The organism is Pseudoflavonifractor hominis, assembly GCF_014288125.1.
GTDB classification, from domain to species: domain Bacteria; phylum Bacillota; class Clostridia; order Oscillospirales; family Oscillospiraceae; genus Pseudoflavonifractor_A; species Pseudoflavonifractor_A gallinarum.
This window is the reverse complement of record NZ_JACOPR010000002.1, coordinates 360,436-375,049: the sequence shown is the minus strand read 5'-3', so window position 1 is coordinate 375,049 and position 14,614 is coordinate 360,436. Positions and strand designations below refer to the sequence as shown.

Sequence of the window (14,614 nt, the reverse complement as noted above, 5' to 3'; positions counted from 1 at the left end):
AGGGTATAACCACAGAACAACTCCAAATCCCAGGGGTGTCGGGCGCAAGTCCGGCTGAGATCCGCGCGTAGCGCCGCGCGGGGACCCTTGACCTGATCCGGATCATGCCGGCGTAGGAAGTTGGATTCATACGGGGAAGGACCATGTCGTTTCACTCGTACCGCACTGCGCCCAGGGGCTGCGCTGCGGTACATCTTTTTAGGAGGAAAACGATATGAACCTGACCATGGAAGCCAGACCCCGGGCCAGCCGGACCCGGGTGCGCATGCTGTGTGAGGGGGCCCTTTTGGTGGCGGCCGCCCAGATCCTCAGCTATGTGAAGTTTCTGGAGCTGCCCAACGGCGGCGCCCTGACCCCGGCCATGTTCCCGGTGCTGCTCTTTGCGGTGCGCTGGGGCTGGAAGGACGGGCTGCTGGGCGGCCTTGTGCTGGGCATCCTGCAATTTATGTTTGACGGCGGCTTTGCTCTGGGGTGGCAGTCCATCCTGGGGGACTATCTGCTGGCCTTCACGGCGCTGGGCCTGGCCGGTGTGTTCCGGGGCCGCCGCTGGGGCATCTTTGCCGGGACCGTGCTGGGCTGCGCCGGGCGGTTCCTGGTGCACTATGTGGTGGGTGCCACCATCTGGGCCGAGTACATGCCGGAGGAGTTTCTGAGCATGACCATGACCAGCCCCTGGCTCTACTCCCTGCTCTACAACGGGGTGTATATGCTGCCCAACATGGTGTTGGCGCTGGTCATCGGGGCGCTGCTCTACCGGCCCATGGGGCGGTATCTGACCGGCGCGGACATCGAATAAGAAGGAAGGTAGGGTGATCCCTTGGGCAAGTTTGACGGCGTACTGCTGGTAAGTGATTTTGACGACACCCTCTACGGGACGGATCTGACCGTGTCCCGGGAGAATGTGGAGGCCATCGCCTACTTTACGGCGGAGGGCGGACGTTTTACGGTGGCCACGGGCCGGGCCCGGCCTGCCTTTGCCCCCTGCGCTTCCCTGGCCCCCATCAATGCGCCGGTCATCCTGTCCAACGGCTCGGCCCTGTACGATTTCGACCGGGGAGAGATGGTCTGTGAGACCTTCCTGCCCGAGCGGGTCCTGGGGGACCTGATGGAGCTGACCTTCGTGGTCCCCGAGATCGGGCTGGAGGCCTACCACGGGGACGACATCTACCTCCACAATCCCAACATCATCACCCGCAACCATCTGGCGCGGGTGGGCGCGCCCGGAGAGGAGAAGGCCATCCGGGACATCCCCGGCCCCCTCTCCAAGGTCCTGCTGGAGCACGACCGCCGCAGCGTGCTGGAGCGGGCCCGGGAGTACATCCTCTCCCGCTGGGGAGAGTACTATGAGGCCATCTTCTCCAACCAGGTGCTGCTGGAGCTCACCGCCAAGGGGAGCAACAAGGGCGGCATGGTGGAGGAACTGGCCCGCCGCCTGGGGATCGGAGCGGAGCACATTTACTGCGTGGGAGACAATGAGAACGACATCCCCATGCTGGCGCGCTCGGCCATCCCCTTTGCCCCGTCCAACTGCGCCCCTGTGGTGCGGGAGTGGGGAGCCCGCCTGGTCTCCTCCTGCGACGAGAGCTGCGTGGCCGAGATCATTGGCATCCTGGACGGGCGCTATCCGGCCCGGCCGTGAAAAGCGTGAAAAAACTGCCCTCCGGCGCGCAATCCTGCGCCGGAGGGCAGCTTTGCCTCTCAGGGAAAGACCGCCTGGACCAGTACCATGTAGAGCACCGTCCCCCCGAAGATGGAGAGGAGCGTGTTGCGCTTCCACAGGTGGAGGAGGGCCACCACCAGTACCGACAGGAAGGCGGGGAGCCACTCCCCCGCGGCCTGGAGGGGGAGCAGATGGGGAAAGCCGTCCCGCAGGGCCAGAAGCGGGCCCTTGAGACAGTAGATGATGAGCATGGCGATGATGGCGGGGGGCAGCACCCGGCCCAGATAGAGCACTAGCTTGGGCGGATGGTCTCCCCGGTCAAAGAGGAGAAAGGGCAGGGCCCGGGTCAAAAAGGTGACCACCGCCATCACGGCGATGGCGGCCACGGCCTGTATAGGGGTCAGCATGTGGTTTCCTCCTCTCCGGCGGCGGTGCCGCGCTCATCCAGACGCTGGCGCAGCAGGAGCAGCACCAGCACGATCACGCCCAGGGCGGGCAGAAGCATGTTCTCCGCCCCCACCAGGAAGAGACTCAGCAGGGTCACCCCGGCCCCCAGCAGGGCGGGGAGATGGCGCTTGTAGGCGCTCCACTGGTCCACGGCGATGACCACAAAGAGGGCGGTCATGGCAAAGTCGATGCCGGTGGTGTCGATGGGCAAAAGGGCCCCCGCCACCGCGCCGATGACCGAGCCTAAAATCCAGTAGGACTGATCCAGCAGGGCGATGGAAAAATAGAAATTCCTGGGGTCCACGCCCACGGGGGGCTGCACCGAGCTGAGCAGCGCATAGGTCTCATCCGTGAGGGAAAAGATCATGTAGAACTTGCGCAGGCCCATGCCCCGGAATTTTTCCAGCATGGAGAGCCCGTAGACCAGGTGGCGGAAATTGATGAGCAGGGTCATCACGGCCACGGTGCTCAGAGCGGCGGCCGAGGAGAGCAGGCTCACCCCCAGATACTGTCCGGAACCGGCGTAGATGGTCAGACTCATGAAAAAGGCCCAGATGAAATTGTATCCGATGGCCTGGAGCATGAAGCCAAAGGCCATGCCGATGGCCAGATACCCCATCAGGACGGGGACCGTCACCGGGAAGGCGGCGGCCAGGGATTTGCGGTCCATGTGAAATCACTTCCAACTCTATGGTATCTGATACAGCATTGTACTAAAGTGGAGAGAAAAAAGCAAGTCCCGGGCCTGAGGTTGTTTTTTTGGCGGATTCTTGTATAATAATGTCTACTGAATAAACCGCCATGCGGTTTATTCGCGCGGCATTGCCGCTCAATGGATGTGAAAGCGGCTGAGATCAGCCGTTTTCACATCCATTGAGACATTGCTGCAATGAGTATACTCACACACGTGCCACGGCACCTGTGTGAGTGGTGCAAGGATTTTGGCCGCAAACGGCCCAAAATCCTTGCACTTGAACAAAGCTATTTTACCTTGAAAGCCAAGGCTTTCAAGGTAAAACAGCTTTGTTCAGTACACATTATAATAATGTCTGCTGTAAGAAGGTGCGCCCCACCCTGTGGTCAGGGCGCAGGAAAGGAAGGATGTCTGCGGTGAAACGTCTGCTGTTTATCTATAATCCCCATGCGGGCAAGGGGCGGAGCAAGAGCCATATTTCCGATGTTGTGGACTGCTTTACCCGGCAGGGCTGGCTGGTGACCATCCACCCCACCCAGGGCAAGGCGGACGCCGCAGCGGTGGCCGCCGATCTGGGGGGCAGCTTTGACCGGGTGGTGTGCTGCGGGGGAGACGGGACCCTGCACGAGACCATCACCGGGCTCATGGGCCTCACCAACCGCCCGCCGGTGGGCTATATCCCCGCCGGGACCACCAACGATTTTTCCCGGAACCTCCACCTGCCCCGTAGCTTGGCGGGCCGGATGGAGACCGCCGGGGCAGGTGTGCCCCGGCCGGTGGACATAGGCCGCTTCAATGGGGAGTACTTTATCTATGTGGCGGCCTTCGGGGCCTTTACCGATGTGGCCTACGATACGCCCCAGCCCTTTAAAAACGCATTCGGCCATCTGGCTTATGTGCTGGAGGGAGCGGCACGGCTGCCCTCCCTTCAGTCCTACCGCCTGCGGGTGGAGCACGACGGGGGCACCGAGGAGGGGGACTTCCTCTTCGGCATGGTGAGCAACACCGTGTCGGTAGGGGGCTTCAAGGGGGCCAACACCGAGCGGGTGGAACTGGACGACGGGCAGTTTGAGGTGGTCCTGATCCGTCAGCCCCAAAACGCCGCCCAGCTCCAGAGCATCGTGATGGGGCTGATGCAGGCCAAGCCCGAGCCGGGCGGGGCGGTGGTGGCCTTCCAGACCACACGCCTGCGGGTGACCTGTGCCGGCGAGCTGCCCTGGACCCTGGACGGGGAGTATGGCGGGGCGCCCCGGGTGGCCGAAATTGAGAATCTTCCCCGGGCGGTGGAGATCGTCTATGGAAAATAGCACGGCCCCCTTCCCGCCCGCGCAAAGAACCGACTGTTAGGAGCGAGTATGGACTATCACGCTGGAGAATATGATATCGCCGTTATCGGCGCCGGCCACGCCGGGATCGAGGCGGCTCTGGCCGCCGCCCGTCTGGGCCTGCGCACCCTGTGCTTCACCGTCAATCTGGACGCGGTGGGCAATATGCCCTGTAATCCCGCCATCGGCGGCACGGGAAAGGGCCACCTGGTCCGGGAGTTGGACGCCCTGGGAGGCGAGATGGCCCGGGCGGCCGACGCGGCCTGCATCCAATACCGGGTGCTCAACAAGGGAAAGGGACCGGCGGTCTGGTCCCTGCGGGCCCAGGCCGACCGGCGGGAATACCAGAAGGTCATGAAGCGCACCCTGGAGGGACAGGAGAACCTCTGGCTCAAGCAGGCTGAGGTCACCGACGTTCTCACGGAGGACGGAGCGGTCCGGGCCGTGCGCACCGCCTCCGGCGGGATCTATACCGTGCGCGCGGTGGTCATCGCCACAGGTACCCATTTGGGCGGGCGTACCATCGTGGGGGAGCTGGCCCGGGACTCCGGCCCTGACGGGCTGGCCGCCGCCCTCCCCCTCACCCGAAGCCTGGAGAAGCTGGGGCTGAGCCTGCGCCGCTTCAAGACGGGCACGCCCCCCCGGGTCCACGCACGGAGTGTGGATTTCTCCCGGATGGAGCGCCAGGAGGGAGACCGGACTCCCGTCCCCTTCTCCTTTGAGACCGAGCAGCCGCCGGAAAACCGGGCGGTGTGCTGGCTCACCTATACCAACGAAGAGACCCATGCGGTCATCCGGGCCAATCTGGACCGATCCCCCCTCTACTCCGGGATGATCGAGGGAGTGGGACCCCGCTACTGCCCCTCCATTGAGGACAAGGTGGTCCGCTTTGCCGATAAGGAGCGCCACCAGCTCTTCATCGAACCCATGGGCCTGGACACCGAAGAGCTTTATATCCAGGGCCTCTCCTCCTCCCTGCCCGAGGACGTGCAGATGGCCATGCTGCGCACCATCCCGGGGCTGGAGCACGCCGAGATGACCCGGACGGCCTACGCCATCGAATACGACTGTGTGGACCCCACCCAGCTCCTCCCCACCCTGGAGAGCAAGGTGGTGCAGGGACTCTATGGAGCGGGACAGTTCAACGGTTCCTCCGGCTATGAGGAGGCGGCGGTGCAGGGCTTTGTGGCGGGGGTGAACGCCGCGCTGAAGCTGCTGGGCCGTCCCCCCATGGTGATCGGCCGGGACCAGGGGTACATCGGGGTCCTGATCGACGACCTGGTGACCAAGGGCACCCAGGAGCCCTACCGCATGATGACCTCCCGCACGGAGTACCGCCTCCTCCACCGCCAGGACAACGCGGACCAGCGCCTGTGTCCCGTGGGACACGCGGTGGGACTGGTGAGTGAGGAGCGCTACCGCCGGGTGCTGGAGAAATACGCCGCCGTGGAGAAGGAGCGCAAACGCCTGGAGCAAACCGGAGCTGCCCCATCTCCCGCCCTGGACGCCATGCTGGCCGGGCATGGGGAGCCTCCCGCCCCCAATGGAGCGCGGCTGGCCGACCTGCTCCGGCGGCCCCGGATCGGGTACGGGGATCTCGCTCCCTTTGACCCGGAGCGCCCGTCTCTGCCCGAAGCCACGGCTGAGGCGGTGGAGATCGCGGTCAAATACCAGGGATACATCGACAAACAGCTCCGGCAGGTGGAGGAGATGCGCAAGCTGGAGGGCCGCCCCCTCCCCCCGGATCTGGACTATGAACATATGGAAGGGCTGCGGCTGGAAGCACGACAGAAGCTCCAGCGGATCCGGCCCCTGAATCTGGGCCAGGCCAGCCGCATCTCCGGCGTGAGCCCCGCCGATCTGGCGGTGCTTCTGGTGGCGCTGGAGCGGTAAGGACCGCAGAAAGGAAGGAATGCCATGCGTCCCTTGTCATTGGGCCCCGCCGGGGCCGGCTGTTACCTCTTCCCCACCCTGGCGGGGTATCTGCTGGTGGATACCGGCTGTGAGCGAACTGCGGAGGAGCTGCTGCGGCAGCTCAGCCGGCGGATCGGACTGAGCGAGCTGCAATGGATCTTCCTCACCCACGCCCATGCCGACCACGCGGGGGGACTGGAGGGGCTCCTCAAGGGCACCCGGGCCCGGGTGCTCCTCCACCCGCTGGGACTGGAGCGGCTGAGAAGCGGAAAAGACCCGGGGCTGGGCCGCGCGCCCGGCCGCTGGGAGAACTTGGTGGGCGGCCTGACCCACCTGCTGGGCCGGGAGACGGCCGCCTTTCCGCCCCTTTCCCGGGGAATGGAAAACCGCTGCATCCCGCTGGAGGGGATGCGCCGGCGGGAGCTGGAGTCCAGCCTGGGGGTCCGCTTTCTGGACACACCCGGACACACGGCCGACTCCATGTCCCTCCTCACCGAGGACGGGACCCTCTTCTGCGGTGATGCGGCCATGTCCGGCCCCCTGATCCGGCGGCACCGCCCGGTGTCGGTGGAGTCCCTGGAGGACTGCCGGGAGAGCTGGAAGGTCCTGCGGCAGTCCGGTGGACGGATGCTCTACCCCGGGCACGGAAAGCCCTTCCCGCTCCGGCGGCTGGAGCTTGATCAAATCTGATAGGAAAAAACAGAAATGGAGTGACCCATGAGAGAAAAGCTGGTACTGGGCCTGTCGGGCGGAGTGGACTCCGCCGTGGCGGCCCGTCTTCTGCGGGAGAAGTACGACGTGACCTGCCTGTGGCTGGACATCGGCCTGGGGGGCGGCGAGGATGCCGCCGCCGTGGCAAAGGAGCTGGGCCTGCCCTTTGAGACGGCTGACATCCGGGACGCCCTGGAGGAGCGGGTCTGCACCCCCTTTGCCCAGACCTATCTGGCGGGCAAGACCCCCCTGCCCTGCGCCCTGTGCAACCCCACGGTGAAATTCCCTGCCCTGCTGGCCCTGGCCGACCGTTTGGGCGCGCCCTATGTGGCCACGGGCCACTATGCCCGCCGGAGCACAGGGGCGGACGGACGGGCCCTGCTGCGCAAGGGACGGCCCGCCAACGATCAGTCCTATATGCTCTCCCGCCTGCCCCAGGACATCCTGCGCCGGGTGGTCTTTCCCCTGGGAGAGTATGAGAAGCGGGAGGTCCGCGCCCTGGCCGGGGAGGCCGCCCTGGCCGTGGCGGAGAAGCCCGACTCCATGGAGATCTGCTTCATCCCGGACGGAGACTATGCCGCCTGGCTGGACCGCCGGGGAAACACGCCGCCCCCCGGCGACTTTGTGGACCGGGAGGGCCGCGTCCTGGGCCGGCACAAGGGCATCCACCACTATACCCTGGGCCAGCGGCGGGGCCTGGGGGTGTCGGGCCCCCACCGGTATTTTGTCTCGGCCATCCGGCCGGAGACAAATGAAGTGGTGCTCTCCGACGGAACCGACCTCCACGCGGACCGAACTCGGTGCACCGACCTGAACTGGATCGCCATAGAGGGCCTGGAGGGGGAGCGGGCATGCACCGTGCGCCTGCGCCACTCCAAGGTGGAGACCCCCGCCATCCTCTGTCCCGATGGGGACGCGGTGGAGATCCGCATGCTCACCCCGGCACGGGCCCCCACGCCGGGGCAGCTGGCGGTGTTCTACGACGGGGATATCGTGCTGGGCAGCGGATGGATCTGCTGACCCATGGAACCCTGCATACCTGCCCGCCCCGGAGCGGGGCGGGAGATTTTGAGATAAAGGAGTTACCATCCATGGATGAAATCATTCTGCTCAAGCTGGGCGAGATCGTGCTCAAGGGCCTCAACCGCCGCAGCTTTGAGGACAAGCTCATCGGAAACGCCCAGCGCCGCCTGCGGCCCTTTGGCAAGTTCCGGGTGTACACCAAGCAGTCCACCCTGTATGTGGAGCCCCAGGAGGATTCCTGCAATCTGGACGGGGCCTATGAGGCCATGAAGCGTCTCTTCGGCGTGGTGGGCCTCTCCCGGGCCCGGGCGTGCGCCAAGGACAAGGACGCCATGCTCAAGACCGCCCAGGAGTACCTGGGGGACCGGCTCTCCGCTGCCCGGACCTTCAAGGTGGAGTCCAAGCGGGCCGACAAGACCTTCCCCATGACCTCCATCCAGCTCTCCCAGTATGTGGGCGGGGAGCTGGATGAGCTCTATCCCAACCTGAAGGTGGACGTGCACCACCCGGAGCTCACCGTCTATCTGGAAGTGCGGGATTACGCCGCCTATGTCCACGCCGACCCCGAGCCCGGTGCGGGCGGTCTGCCTGTGGGCATCAACGGCCGGGCGGTCAGCCTGCTCTCCGGCGGCATCGACTCCCCCGTGGCCTCCTGGATGATCGCCAAGCGGGGCATCGCCCTGGAGATGGTCCACTTCTTCTCCTACCCCTATACCTCTGAGGAGGCCAAGCAGAAGGTGCTCACCCTGGCCAAGCTACTCACCCCCTGGTGCGGACGGCTCATGGTCCATGTGGTGCCCTTCACCGCCATCCAGGAGGAGCTGCGCCGCAAGTGCCCCGAGGAGCTCTTCACCATCCTCATGCGCCGCTTTATGATGCGCATTGCCGAGAAGGTGGCCGAGCGGACCAAGTCCGGGGCCATCGTCACCGGCGAGTGTCTGGGCCAGGTGGCCAGCCAGACCATGGAGGCCATGAAGGCTACCAGCGCCGTGTGCTCCCTCCCCATCCTGCGCCCGGTGGTGGGCATGGACAAGGAGGAGATCGTCACCATCGCCCGGAAGATCAACACCTTCGAGACCTCCATCCTGCCCTATGAGGACTGCTGCACCGTCTTTACCCCCCGCCATCCCCGCCTGCGCCCCCTGCCCGGGGAGATCGAGGCCGCCGAGGCGGAGCTGGACATCGACGCCATGGTGGCCCAGGCCGTGGAGGGCATTGAGCGCATCAAGATCGACCCGTAAAGTCACAAGTCAAAAGTAACAAATGCTGGAAATGATGAAAATATATTTCCGTATCTGTAAAAAATGAAAATTTCTGTTGGAATAGAGTGACAAATATTGCGCTAAGTCATTGCTTTTTTCCTTTTGAGAGTTATAATGAGTGCCTGGAGCGTGCGGGGATGTGTTGTGGTCCGCACCTCCAGGCATTTATTTATGATGACTGCAAAGGAGAGAGGATTTGACATGAAGCGCACAGACATCCGCAGAGGACTGGCCGCTGTGCTGGCCACCCTCACCCTGGTGCAGGGCACGTCCCTGGCCGCGCTGGCTGCCGAGGCCGATCTGACCGAGGTCACGGAAGCTGCAGAGGAGGCCGTGGCTTTCGCTGCGCCCCAGCTTCAGAGCGGCGAAGCCGTGATTCCCAGCGATGCAAGCCTTGAAGAGGTCGAGCAGATTCTTTTTAACACACTGGTTGCCAACAAAGACCAGGTGGAAGATGAGAGTTTGGAGTGGGAGTATTACTGCACCGGCAAAAACGGTCTCCTGACCAATGACGCCTGGGGCTCTGTGAATGGCTTTACCAGTGAGAAGAAAGTCGTGTTTGTTCCCACTACGTTTACCCACCCTGCCCTGTCCGCGAACGAGGACGGAAACTACCAGGTCCGTCTGGCCGGTACTACCGCTGAGGTCACCCTGCACAAGGTCGCCAAGCTGTCCTCCTCCATTACTTTGAACGAGGGCTGCACCGTAGGCCTGCCCTACAACGAGGATGCCACGGTTGACTTTGAAACCCTGTATCAGAGTATCTTCAACACCGTGGTGGAGTCCACTGACCCTGTGCTGACCCTGAGCGATGTGAAGATCGAGTATTATGCCACCGCCACCACCGGCTCCGTCGGCGAGCAGGGCAAGGACTGGATGCCCCTGGAGGGCGGTAAGGGCACTGTGCTGGGCATTCCTGTGACCTACCCCGCCATCTCTGAGGGCAGTCAGAAGATCCGTGTCTCCTACGCCGGGACCGACACCATCTATGGCACTTCCGCTGAGATTGACGTTACCTTTACCGACCGCGAGCAGGTTCAGTTCAACCTGAACCCCGCTCCCTACGAGGTGGGCTTAGTCTTTGACGCTGAGCAGGGCTATGACTATGACGCCACCGCCGCCGCCATCTATGACGCCGTGGTAGCTTCCATCACCCCTGCCTCCGATGGTCAGGTGTCCGTGGAATACAACGTGGACAAGACCAGCATTACCGACAGCTTCAAGCCCCTGAACGAGACCGATCTTACCGGCCTGATAAAGTTCGGCACCGGCGAGTGGGAGATCAAGATCTCCGTGGGCGATACGAAGGTGTACAAGGGCAACTCCACGATCGTGACAGTGAACATGACTGACAGCCGCCCTGCCAGCATCGTGGCCCTCAAGCCCGGTGTGTCCTTCACCTACAACATGGACGCCTCCGTCATGGAGCAGGCCATCTTCGATAATGCCATTGACTGGGAGAACTCCACCCTCCCCGCCAAGGAGACCCTGAGCGCCGACGATTTTGAAATTACATACTACAGTGAAGCCATTCTTTTTGACGGCGGCATCGACTCCGGTATCAAGAGCTGGGTCCCTCTGGAGGGCAAAAGCTATGACCTGGGCAATGTAAACCTGGGTACTTATCCTCAGATGGGTGCCGGTGAGCAGTCCATCCACGTCAGCTACAAGGGCGACGCCAACTTCCGTCCCAGCGAGAATGCCGAGGGCACTGTCACCGTCAACAAGGCCAAGGTGTCCGTAAAGGTCAACTCCACCAACATCTTTGCCGGAGACGAGCTGCCCGAGAACTTCATCACCACCAGCCCCGCTGACCAGTTCGACCTCTACACCATCTACGCCGGCGTCACCAGCAACGTCACCACCGGCCTCTATCTGGACCTGCCTGAGCGCTACACCGACAACTCTCTGCTCATCCAGACCATCGACAAGGCGCTGGAGGCCATCGGTCAGAAAACTCTGACCCAGATGATGCGGGAGGGTATCACCGTGGGCGAGCTGCGGGAGCTGCTGAGTACCCAGGAGCTGCTGGACCTGTTGGACAAGCTGAACATCGACACCGGCACCTTCGGCCAGATCCTCACCGTCATCAACAAGCTGCCCGGCATCCTGGACAGCGTGCGCATCTCCTTCGGCGAGCCCAACCGGGCCGGCCTGTACACTGTGGCCGTGGTCACCGACAACAAGAACTATGAGACCGGCGTGGGCATGGGCTTCCTGCTGGTCAAGATGCGCCTGAGCGGCACCCACCTGACCTGGAATCGGGAGATTCCGAACGGCAAGCTCTCCGCCGCCGATGCCAAGAACTTTGATTTCAAGGCCACCCTCACCTGTGATGGGGAAGCTGTGAAGGATCAGAGCAGCGTCCACTACCTCTATTCCGGTATGACCAGCAAGTGGCGCATTTACTCGTCCACCACCACGCCTCCCACTGAGCCGGGCCGCTATGTGGTCACCGTCTGCATCCTGGGCGGAAACTACATGGCCGCACCCCTCACCCGCTCCTTCCAGATCACCAAATAATCTCCCTTGACGCACAGGGCCCCCGGTATTACACTCCATACCGGGGGCCCTTTTTGTCCCCATCCAAGCCGTGAGGAGGTCTTTTGCCATGTCACACACCGCCGAATTGATCGCGGTCGGTACAGAGCTGCTGCTCGGCAACATCGCCAATACCGACGCGCAGATGCTTTCCCAGGGACTCTCCGCCCTGGGCATCAACGTCTACTACCACACCGTGGTGGGGGACAATCCCGGACGGCTCCGCGCCGCCGTGGACCTGGCCAAATCCCGGGCCGACCTCATCATCACCACCGGAGGGCTGGGACCCACCTGCGACGACCTGACCAAAAATGTCTTGGCCGAGTGCTTTGGCCGCAAGCTGGTCTACAACGCCGAGGCCGAGGCGCGCTGCCGCTCCTTTTTCCAGAAAATCGGGCGGGAGATGACCGCCAACAACGCCCAGCAGTTCTATGTGCCCGAGGGGGCCGTGGTGTTTCAGAACGACTGGGGTACCGCCCCCGGCTGCGCCTTTGAGGAGGGCGGGGTCCACGTGCTTATGCTGCCCGGCCCGCCCCGGGAGTGTACCGCCATGTTCCGCCACCGTGCGGTTCCCTATCTCCGCGCTCTGTCCGAGGGGGCCATCGTCTCCCGCACCCTCAAGCTCTTTGGGATCGGCGAGTCGGGCATGGAGGAACTCCTGCGGGAGAAGATGAACGCCATGGAGAATCCCACCCTGGCCCCCTATGCCAAGGAGGGGGAGTGCGAGCTGCGCATCACTGCCAAGGCCCCCACGGAGGCCGAGGCCCGGGCTCTCATTGCTCCGGTAGAGGAGGAGCTGCGTGCGCTCTTCGGCCACAAGATCTACGGTGCGGACATCTCTTCCCTGGAGGAGGCGGTGTTTGCCCTGCTCCGGGAGCGGGGCCTTACTTTGGGCAGTGCCGAGAGCTGCACCGGGGGCCTGATTGCCAAGCGCATGACCGATCTGCCCGGTTCCTCCGCCGTATTCCGGGGCGGCGTGGTGAGCTACACCAATGCGGTCAAGGAGGGGGTCCTGGGTGTGCCCCATGCCCTGCTGGAGGAGTACGGGGCAGTAAGCGAGCCGGTGGCCCGCGCCATGGCGGAGGGAGCCCGCCGGGTCCTGGGATGCGACATCGCGGTCTCCACCACCGGCGTGGCCGGGCCCGATTCCGATGACCGGGGGAACCCGGTGGGACTGGTCTATGTGGCCATCGCCACACCGGAGGGGACCCGGGTGCGGGAGCTCCATGCGGGCAGCGGCCGGGAGCGGGTGCGTACCGCTGCCGCCCACAATGCGTTCGACCTAGTCCGCCGCTATCTGACCAAATAAAGAAAAAACGGTCTGTATTTTGATAAACTCAAAATACAGACCGTTTTTATATGTGGCATCAGCGGCGGAAATAGGGGCTCTCTCGGTACTGCACTGCTTCGGCCAGGTGGTGGGGCTGGATCGCCTCGGTCCCGTCCAGATCGGCGATGGTGCGGGCCACCCGCAGGATGCGGTCATAGCTCCGGGCGGTGAGGCCCAGCCGCTGGAAAGCCCCCCGCATGATCTCCTGCCCTGCCTGGTCCAGGGGGCAGAAGCGCTGGATCTCCTGGGGACCCATGTGGGCGTTGCAGTCCGGGCCGTCCGGGCCGAAGCGGGCGCTCTGGCGTGTGCGGGCGGCCTCCACCCGGGCGCGGATGACAGAGGAACTCTCCCCCTGTGCACGGCGGGAGAGTGCGTCAAAGTCCAGGGCCGGGACCTCCACATAGAGATCCACCCGGTCCAAAAGCGGGCCGGAGAGCTTCCCCAGATACTGCTTGACCTCCCCCTCCGAGCAGCGGCACCGGCCGCCGGGCTGGCCGTACCAGCCGCATTTGCAGGGGTTCATGGCGCACACCAGCATGAAGCGGCTGGGGAAGATCTCGCTGGCGGCGGCCCGGGCAATCTGCACCCGCCCCTCTTCCAAGGGTTGGCGGAGGGACTCCAGCACGTCCTTGTGAAATTCGGGCAGCTCATCCAGGAAGAGTACCCCGTTGTGAGCCAGAGAGATCTCCCCGGGCCGGGGAATGGGGGAGCCGCCCCCGGCCATGCCGGTGGCCGAGATGCTGTGATGGGGGGAGCGGAAGGGCCGGCGGGTTACCATGGGGGCCTCACGGGAGGTGAGTCCCAGGACGGAGTGGACTTGGGTGGCCTCCAGGGCCTCCCGCTCGCTGAGTCGGGGCAGAATGGAGGGCAGCCGGCGGGCCAGCATGGATTTCCCCGAGCCGGGCGGGCCGATCATGGCCAGGTTGTGCCCTCCGGCCGCGGCGATCTCCAGGGCCCGCTTGGCCTGGTCCTGTCCTTTTACGTCGGCAAAGTCCAGCTCCGCACCTGTGGGATCGCCAGGGACCCAGCGGGGGGCGGGAACAAGGGCCTCCTCTCCCCGCAGATGGCGCACCAGCTGGCCCACGTCTTCCACCGGATAGACGGTGAGACCGCCGGCCAATGTGGCCTCGGCGGCCGAGTCGGCCGGGACATAGAGGTCGGTGATCCCGACACGGCGGGCGGCCAGGGCCATGGGGAGCATGCCGGTCACCGGGCGCAGCGCCCCGGCCAGGGAGAGCTCCCCCACAAAGGCGGCACCTGCCGGCAGGGGCGGAAGCTGTCCTCCGGCCGCCAGAATGCCCACCAGCATGGGCAGGTCGTAGACCGTACCCGCTTTCCGCCGGTCGGCAGGAGCCAGGTTGACCGTGATGCGGGAGACAGGAAAGGAAAACCCACAGTTTTTCGCGGCGGAGCGCACCCGGTTGCGGGCCTCCTTCACCGCCGCATCGGGCAGGCCCACTACATCAAAGGCAGGCAGGCCATTGGAGAGGTCGCACTCAGCCAGGACCTCATATCCATTGAGCCCCTGAAGACCCAGGGAGCGCACATGACAGAACATTTTGACTCCACCTTTTTCCAAAACAGTAACGGTATGAAAAAACCGTGCTTAGCAAATCATAGAAGAAATGTCCCCCGGGGATGGGGGCGGCGTGGAAAAACGCTGTCCACGATTCCCATTTGTTAAAAAGAAAAAACCCGCGTTTATCA

12 protein-coding genes and 1 riboswitch are annotated in these 14,614 nt (G+C 63.9%); of the genes, 9 read left to right on the top strand and 3 right to left on the bottom strand.

What is annotated here, in order from left to right; translation table 11 throughout:
* Positions 1-21 precede the first annotated feature (21 nt).
* Positions 22-136: riboswitch (TPP riboswitch) on the top strand.
* Positions 137-214: 78 nt separating this feature from the next.
* Both H8S34_RS04550 and H8S34_RS04545 read left to right on the top strand, forming a co-directional pair.
* Positions 215-796, top strand: a complete 582-nt coding sequence (locus H8S34_RS04550; RefSeq protein ID WP_243207909.1) for an energy-coupled thiamine transporter ThiT — start codon at positions 215-217, stop codon at positions 794-796.
* Positions 797-817: 21 nt separating this feature from the next.
* A complete protein-coding gene (locus H8S34_RS04545) occupies positions 818-1,639 on the top strand; it encodes an HAD-IIB family hydrolase (protein ID WP_186963162.1) in 822 nt (273 codons plus the stop codon).
* A gap of 59 nt (positions 1,640-1,698) precedes the next feature.
* On the opposite strand, the gene H8S34_RS04540 is transcribed toward H8S34_RS04545, so the two are convergent.
* Both H8S34_RS04540 and H8S34_RS04535 read right to left on the bottom strand, forming a co-directional pair.
* The gene (locus tag H8S34_RS04540) at positions 1,699-2,067 is read right to left on the bottom strand and encodes a branched-chain amino acid transporter permease (RefSeq protein WP_186963161.1); all 369 of its coding nucleotides are present in this window, start codon (positions 2,065-2,067) and stop codon (positions 1,699-1,701) included.
* The gene (locus H8S34_RS04535) at positions 2,061-2,777 is read right to left on the bottom strand and encodes an AzlC family ABC transporter permease (RefSeq protein WP_186963160.1); all 717 of its coding nucleotides are present in this window, start codon (positions 2,775-2,777) and stop codon (positions 2,061-2,063) included. Before H8S34_RS04535 ends, H8S34_RS04540 begins: the two co-directional genes overlap by 7 nt.
* 440 nt (positions 2,778-3,217) lie before the next feature.
* Between H8S34_RS04535 and H8S34_RS04530 the strand changes: the two genes are divergently transcribed.
* From H8S34_RS04530 to H8S34_RS04500, 7 genes are all read left to right on the top strand, one after another.
* Positions 3,218-4,108 carry a YegS/Rv2252/BmrU family lipid kinase gene (locus H8S34_RS04530; RefSeq protein ID WP_101692669.1) on the top strand — a complete coding sequence of 297 codons (891 nt, stop codon included), beginning with the start codon at positions 3,218-3,220 and terminating at the stop codon, positions 4,106-4,108.
* 48 nt (positions 4,109-4,156) lie between these two features.
* A complete protein-coding gene (gene mnmG / locus H8S34_RS04525; protein WP_186963159.1) occupies positions 4,157-6,019 on the top strand; it encodes a tRNA uridine-5-carboxymethylaminomethyl(34) synthesis enzyme MnmG in 1,863 nt (620 codons plus the stop codon).
* 24 nt (positions 6,020-6,043) lie between these two features.
* Entirely contained in the window at positions 6,044-6,730 is a 687-nt protein-coding gene (locus H8S34_RS04520; protein WP_186963158.1) for an MBL fold metallo-hydrolase, read from the top strand.
* A gap of 27 nt (positions 6,731-6,757) precedes the next feature.
* Positions 6,758-7,771 carry a tRNA 2-thiouridine(34) synthase MnmA gene (gene mnmA, locus H8S34_RS04515; RefSeq protein ID WP_186963157.1) on the top strand — a complete coding sequence of 338 codons (1,014 nt, stop codon included), beginning with the start codon at positions 6,758-6,760 and terminating at the stop codon, positions 7,769-7,771.
* Positions 7,772-7,842: 71 nt separating this feature from the next.
* The gene (thiI, locus tag H8S34_RS04510) at positions 7,843-9,015 is read left to right on the top strand and encodes a tRNA uracil 4-sulfurtransferase ThiI (RefSeq protein WP_101692429.1); all 1,173 of its coding nucleotides are present in this window, start codon (positions 7,843-7,845) and stop codon (positions 9,013-9,015) included.
* A gap of 222 nt (positions 9,016-9,237) precedes the next feature.
* Positions 9,238-11,559, top strand: a complete 2,322-nt coding sequence (locus H8S34_RS04505) for a hypothetical protein (RefSeq protein WP_243207908.1) — start codon at positions 9,238-9,240, stop codon at positions 11,557-11,559.
* Between the two features lie 88 nt (positions 11,560-11,647).
* A complete protein-coding gene (locus H8S34_RS04500; protein ID WP_101692428.1) occupies positions 11,648-12,886 on the top strand; it encodes a competence/damage-inducible protein A in 1,239 nt (412 codons plus the stop codon).
* Positions 12,887-12,944: 58 nt separating this feature from the next.
* Here the strand turns inward: H8S34_RS04500 and H8S34_RS04495 are convergent, their stop codons facing one another.
* Positions 12,945-14,465 carry a YifB family Mg chelatase-like AAA ATPase gene (locus H8S34_RS04495; protein WP_186963156.1) on the bottom strand — a complete coding sequence of 507 codons (1,521 nt, stop codon included), beginning with the start codon at positions 14,463-14,465 and terminating at the stop codon, positions 12,945-12,947.
* Positions 14,466-14,614: the final 149 nt, after the last annotated feature.

What these genes read in the sequence shown, in the direction of transcription:
- H8S34_RS04550 (WP_243207909.1), top strand. Translation starts at nt 215, where the DNA reads ATGAACCTGACCATGGAAGCCAGACCCCGGGCCAGCCGGACCCGGGTG.
- H8S34_RS04540 (WP_186963161.1), bottom strand. Translation starts at nt 2,067, where the DNA reads ATGCTGACCCCTATACAGGCCGTGGCCGCCATCGCCGTGATGGCGGTG.
- H8S34_RS04535 (WP_186963160.1), bottom strand. Translation starts at nt 2,777, where the DNA reads ATGGACCGCAAATCCCTGGCCGCCGCCTTCCCGGTGACGGTCCCCGTC.
- mnmG (WP_186963159.1), top strand. Translation starts at nt 4,157, where the DNA reads ATGGACTATCACGCTGGAGAATATGATATCGCCGTTATCGGCGCCGGC.
- H8S34_RS04520 (WP_186963158.1), top strand. Translation starts at nt 6,044, where the DNA reads ATGCGTCCCTTGTCATTGGGCCCCGCCGGGGCCGGCTGTTACCTCTTC.
- mnmA (WP_186963157.1), top strand. Translation starts at nt 6,758, where the DNA reads ATGAGAGAAAAGCTGGTACTGGGCCTGTCGGGCGGAGTGGACTCCGCC.
- thiI (WP_101692429.1), top strand. Translation starts at nt 7,843, where the DNA reads ATGGATGAAATCATTCTGCTCAAGCTGGGCGAGATCGTGCTCAAGGGC.
- H8S34_RS04505 (WP_243207908.1), top strand. Translation starts at nt 9,238, where the DNA reads ATGAAGCGCACAGACATCCGCAGAGGACTGGCCGCTGTGCTGGCCACC.
- H8S34_RS04500 (WP_101692428.1), top strand. Translation starts at nt 11,648, where the DNA reads ATGTCACACACCGCCGAATTGATCGCGGTCGGTACAGAGCTGCTGCTC.
- H8S34_RS04495 (WP_186963156.1), bottom strand. Translation starts at nt 14,465, where the DNA reads ATGTTCTGTCATGTGCGCTCCCTGGGTCTTCAGGGGCTCAATGGATAT.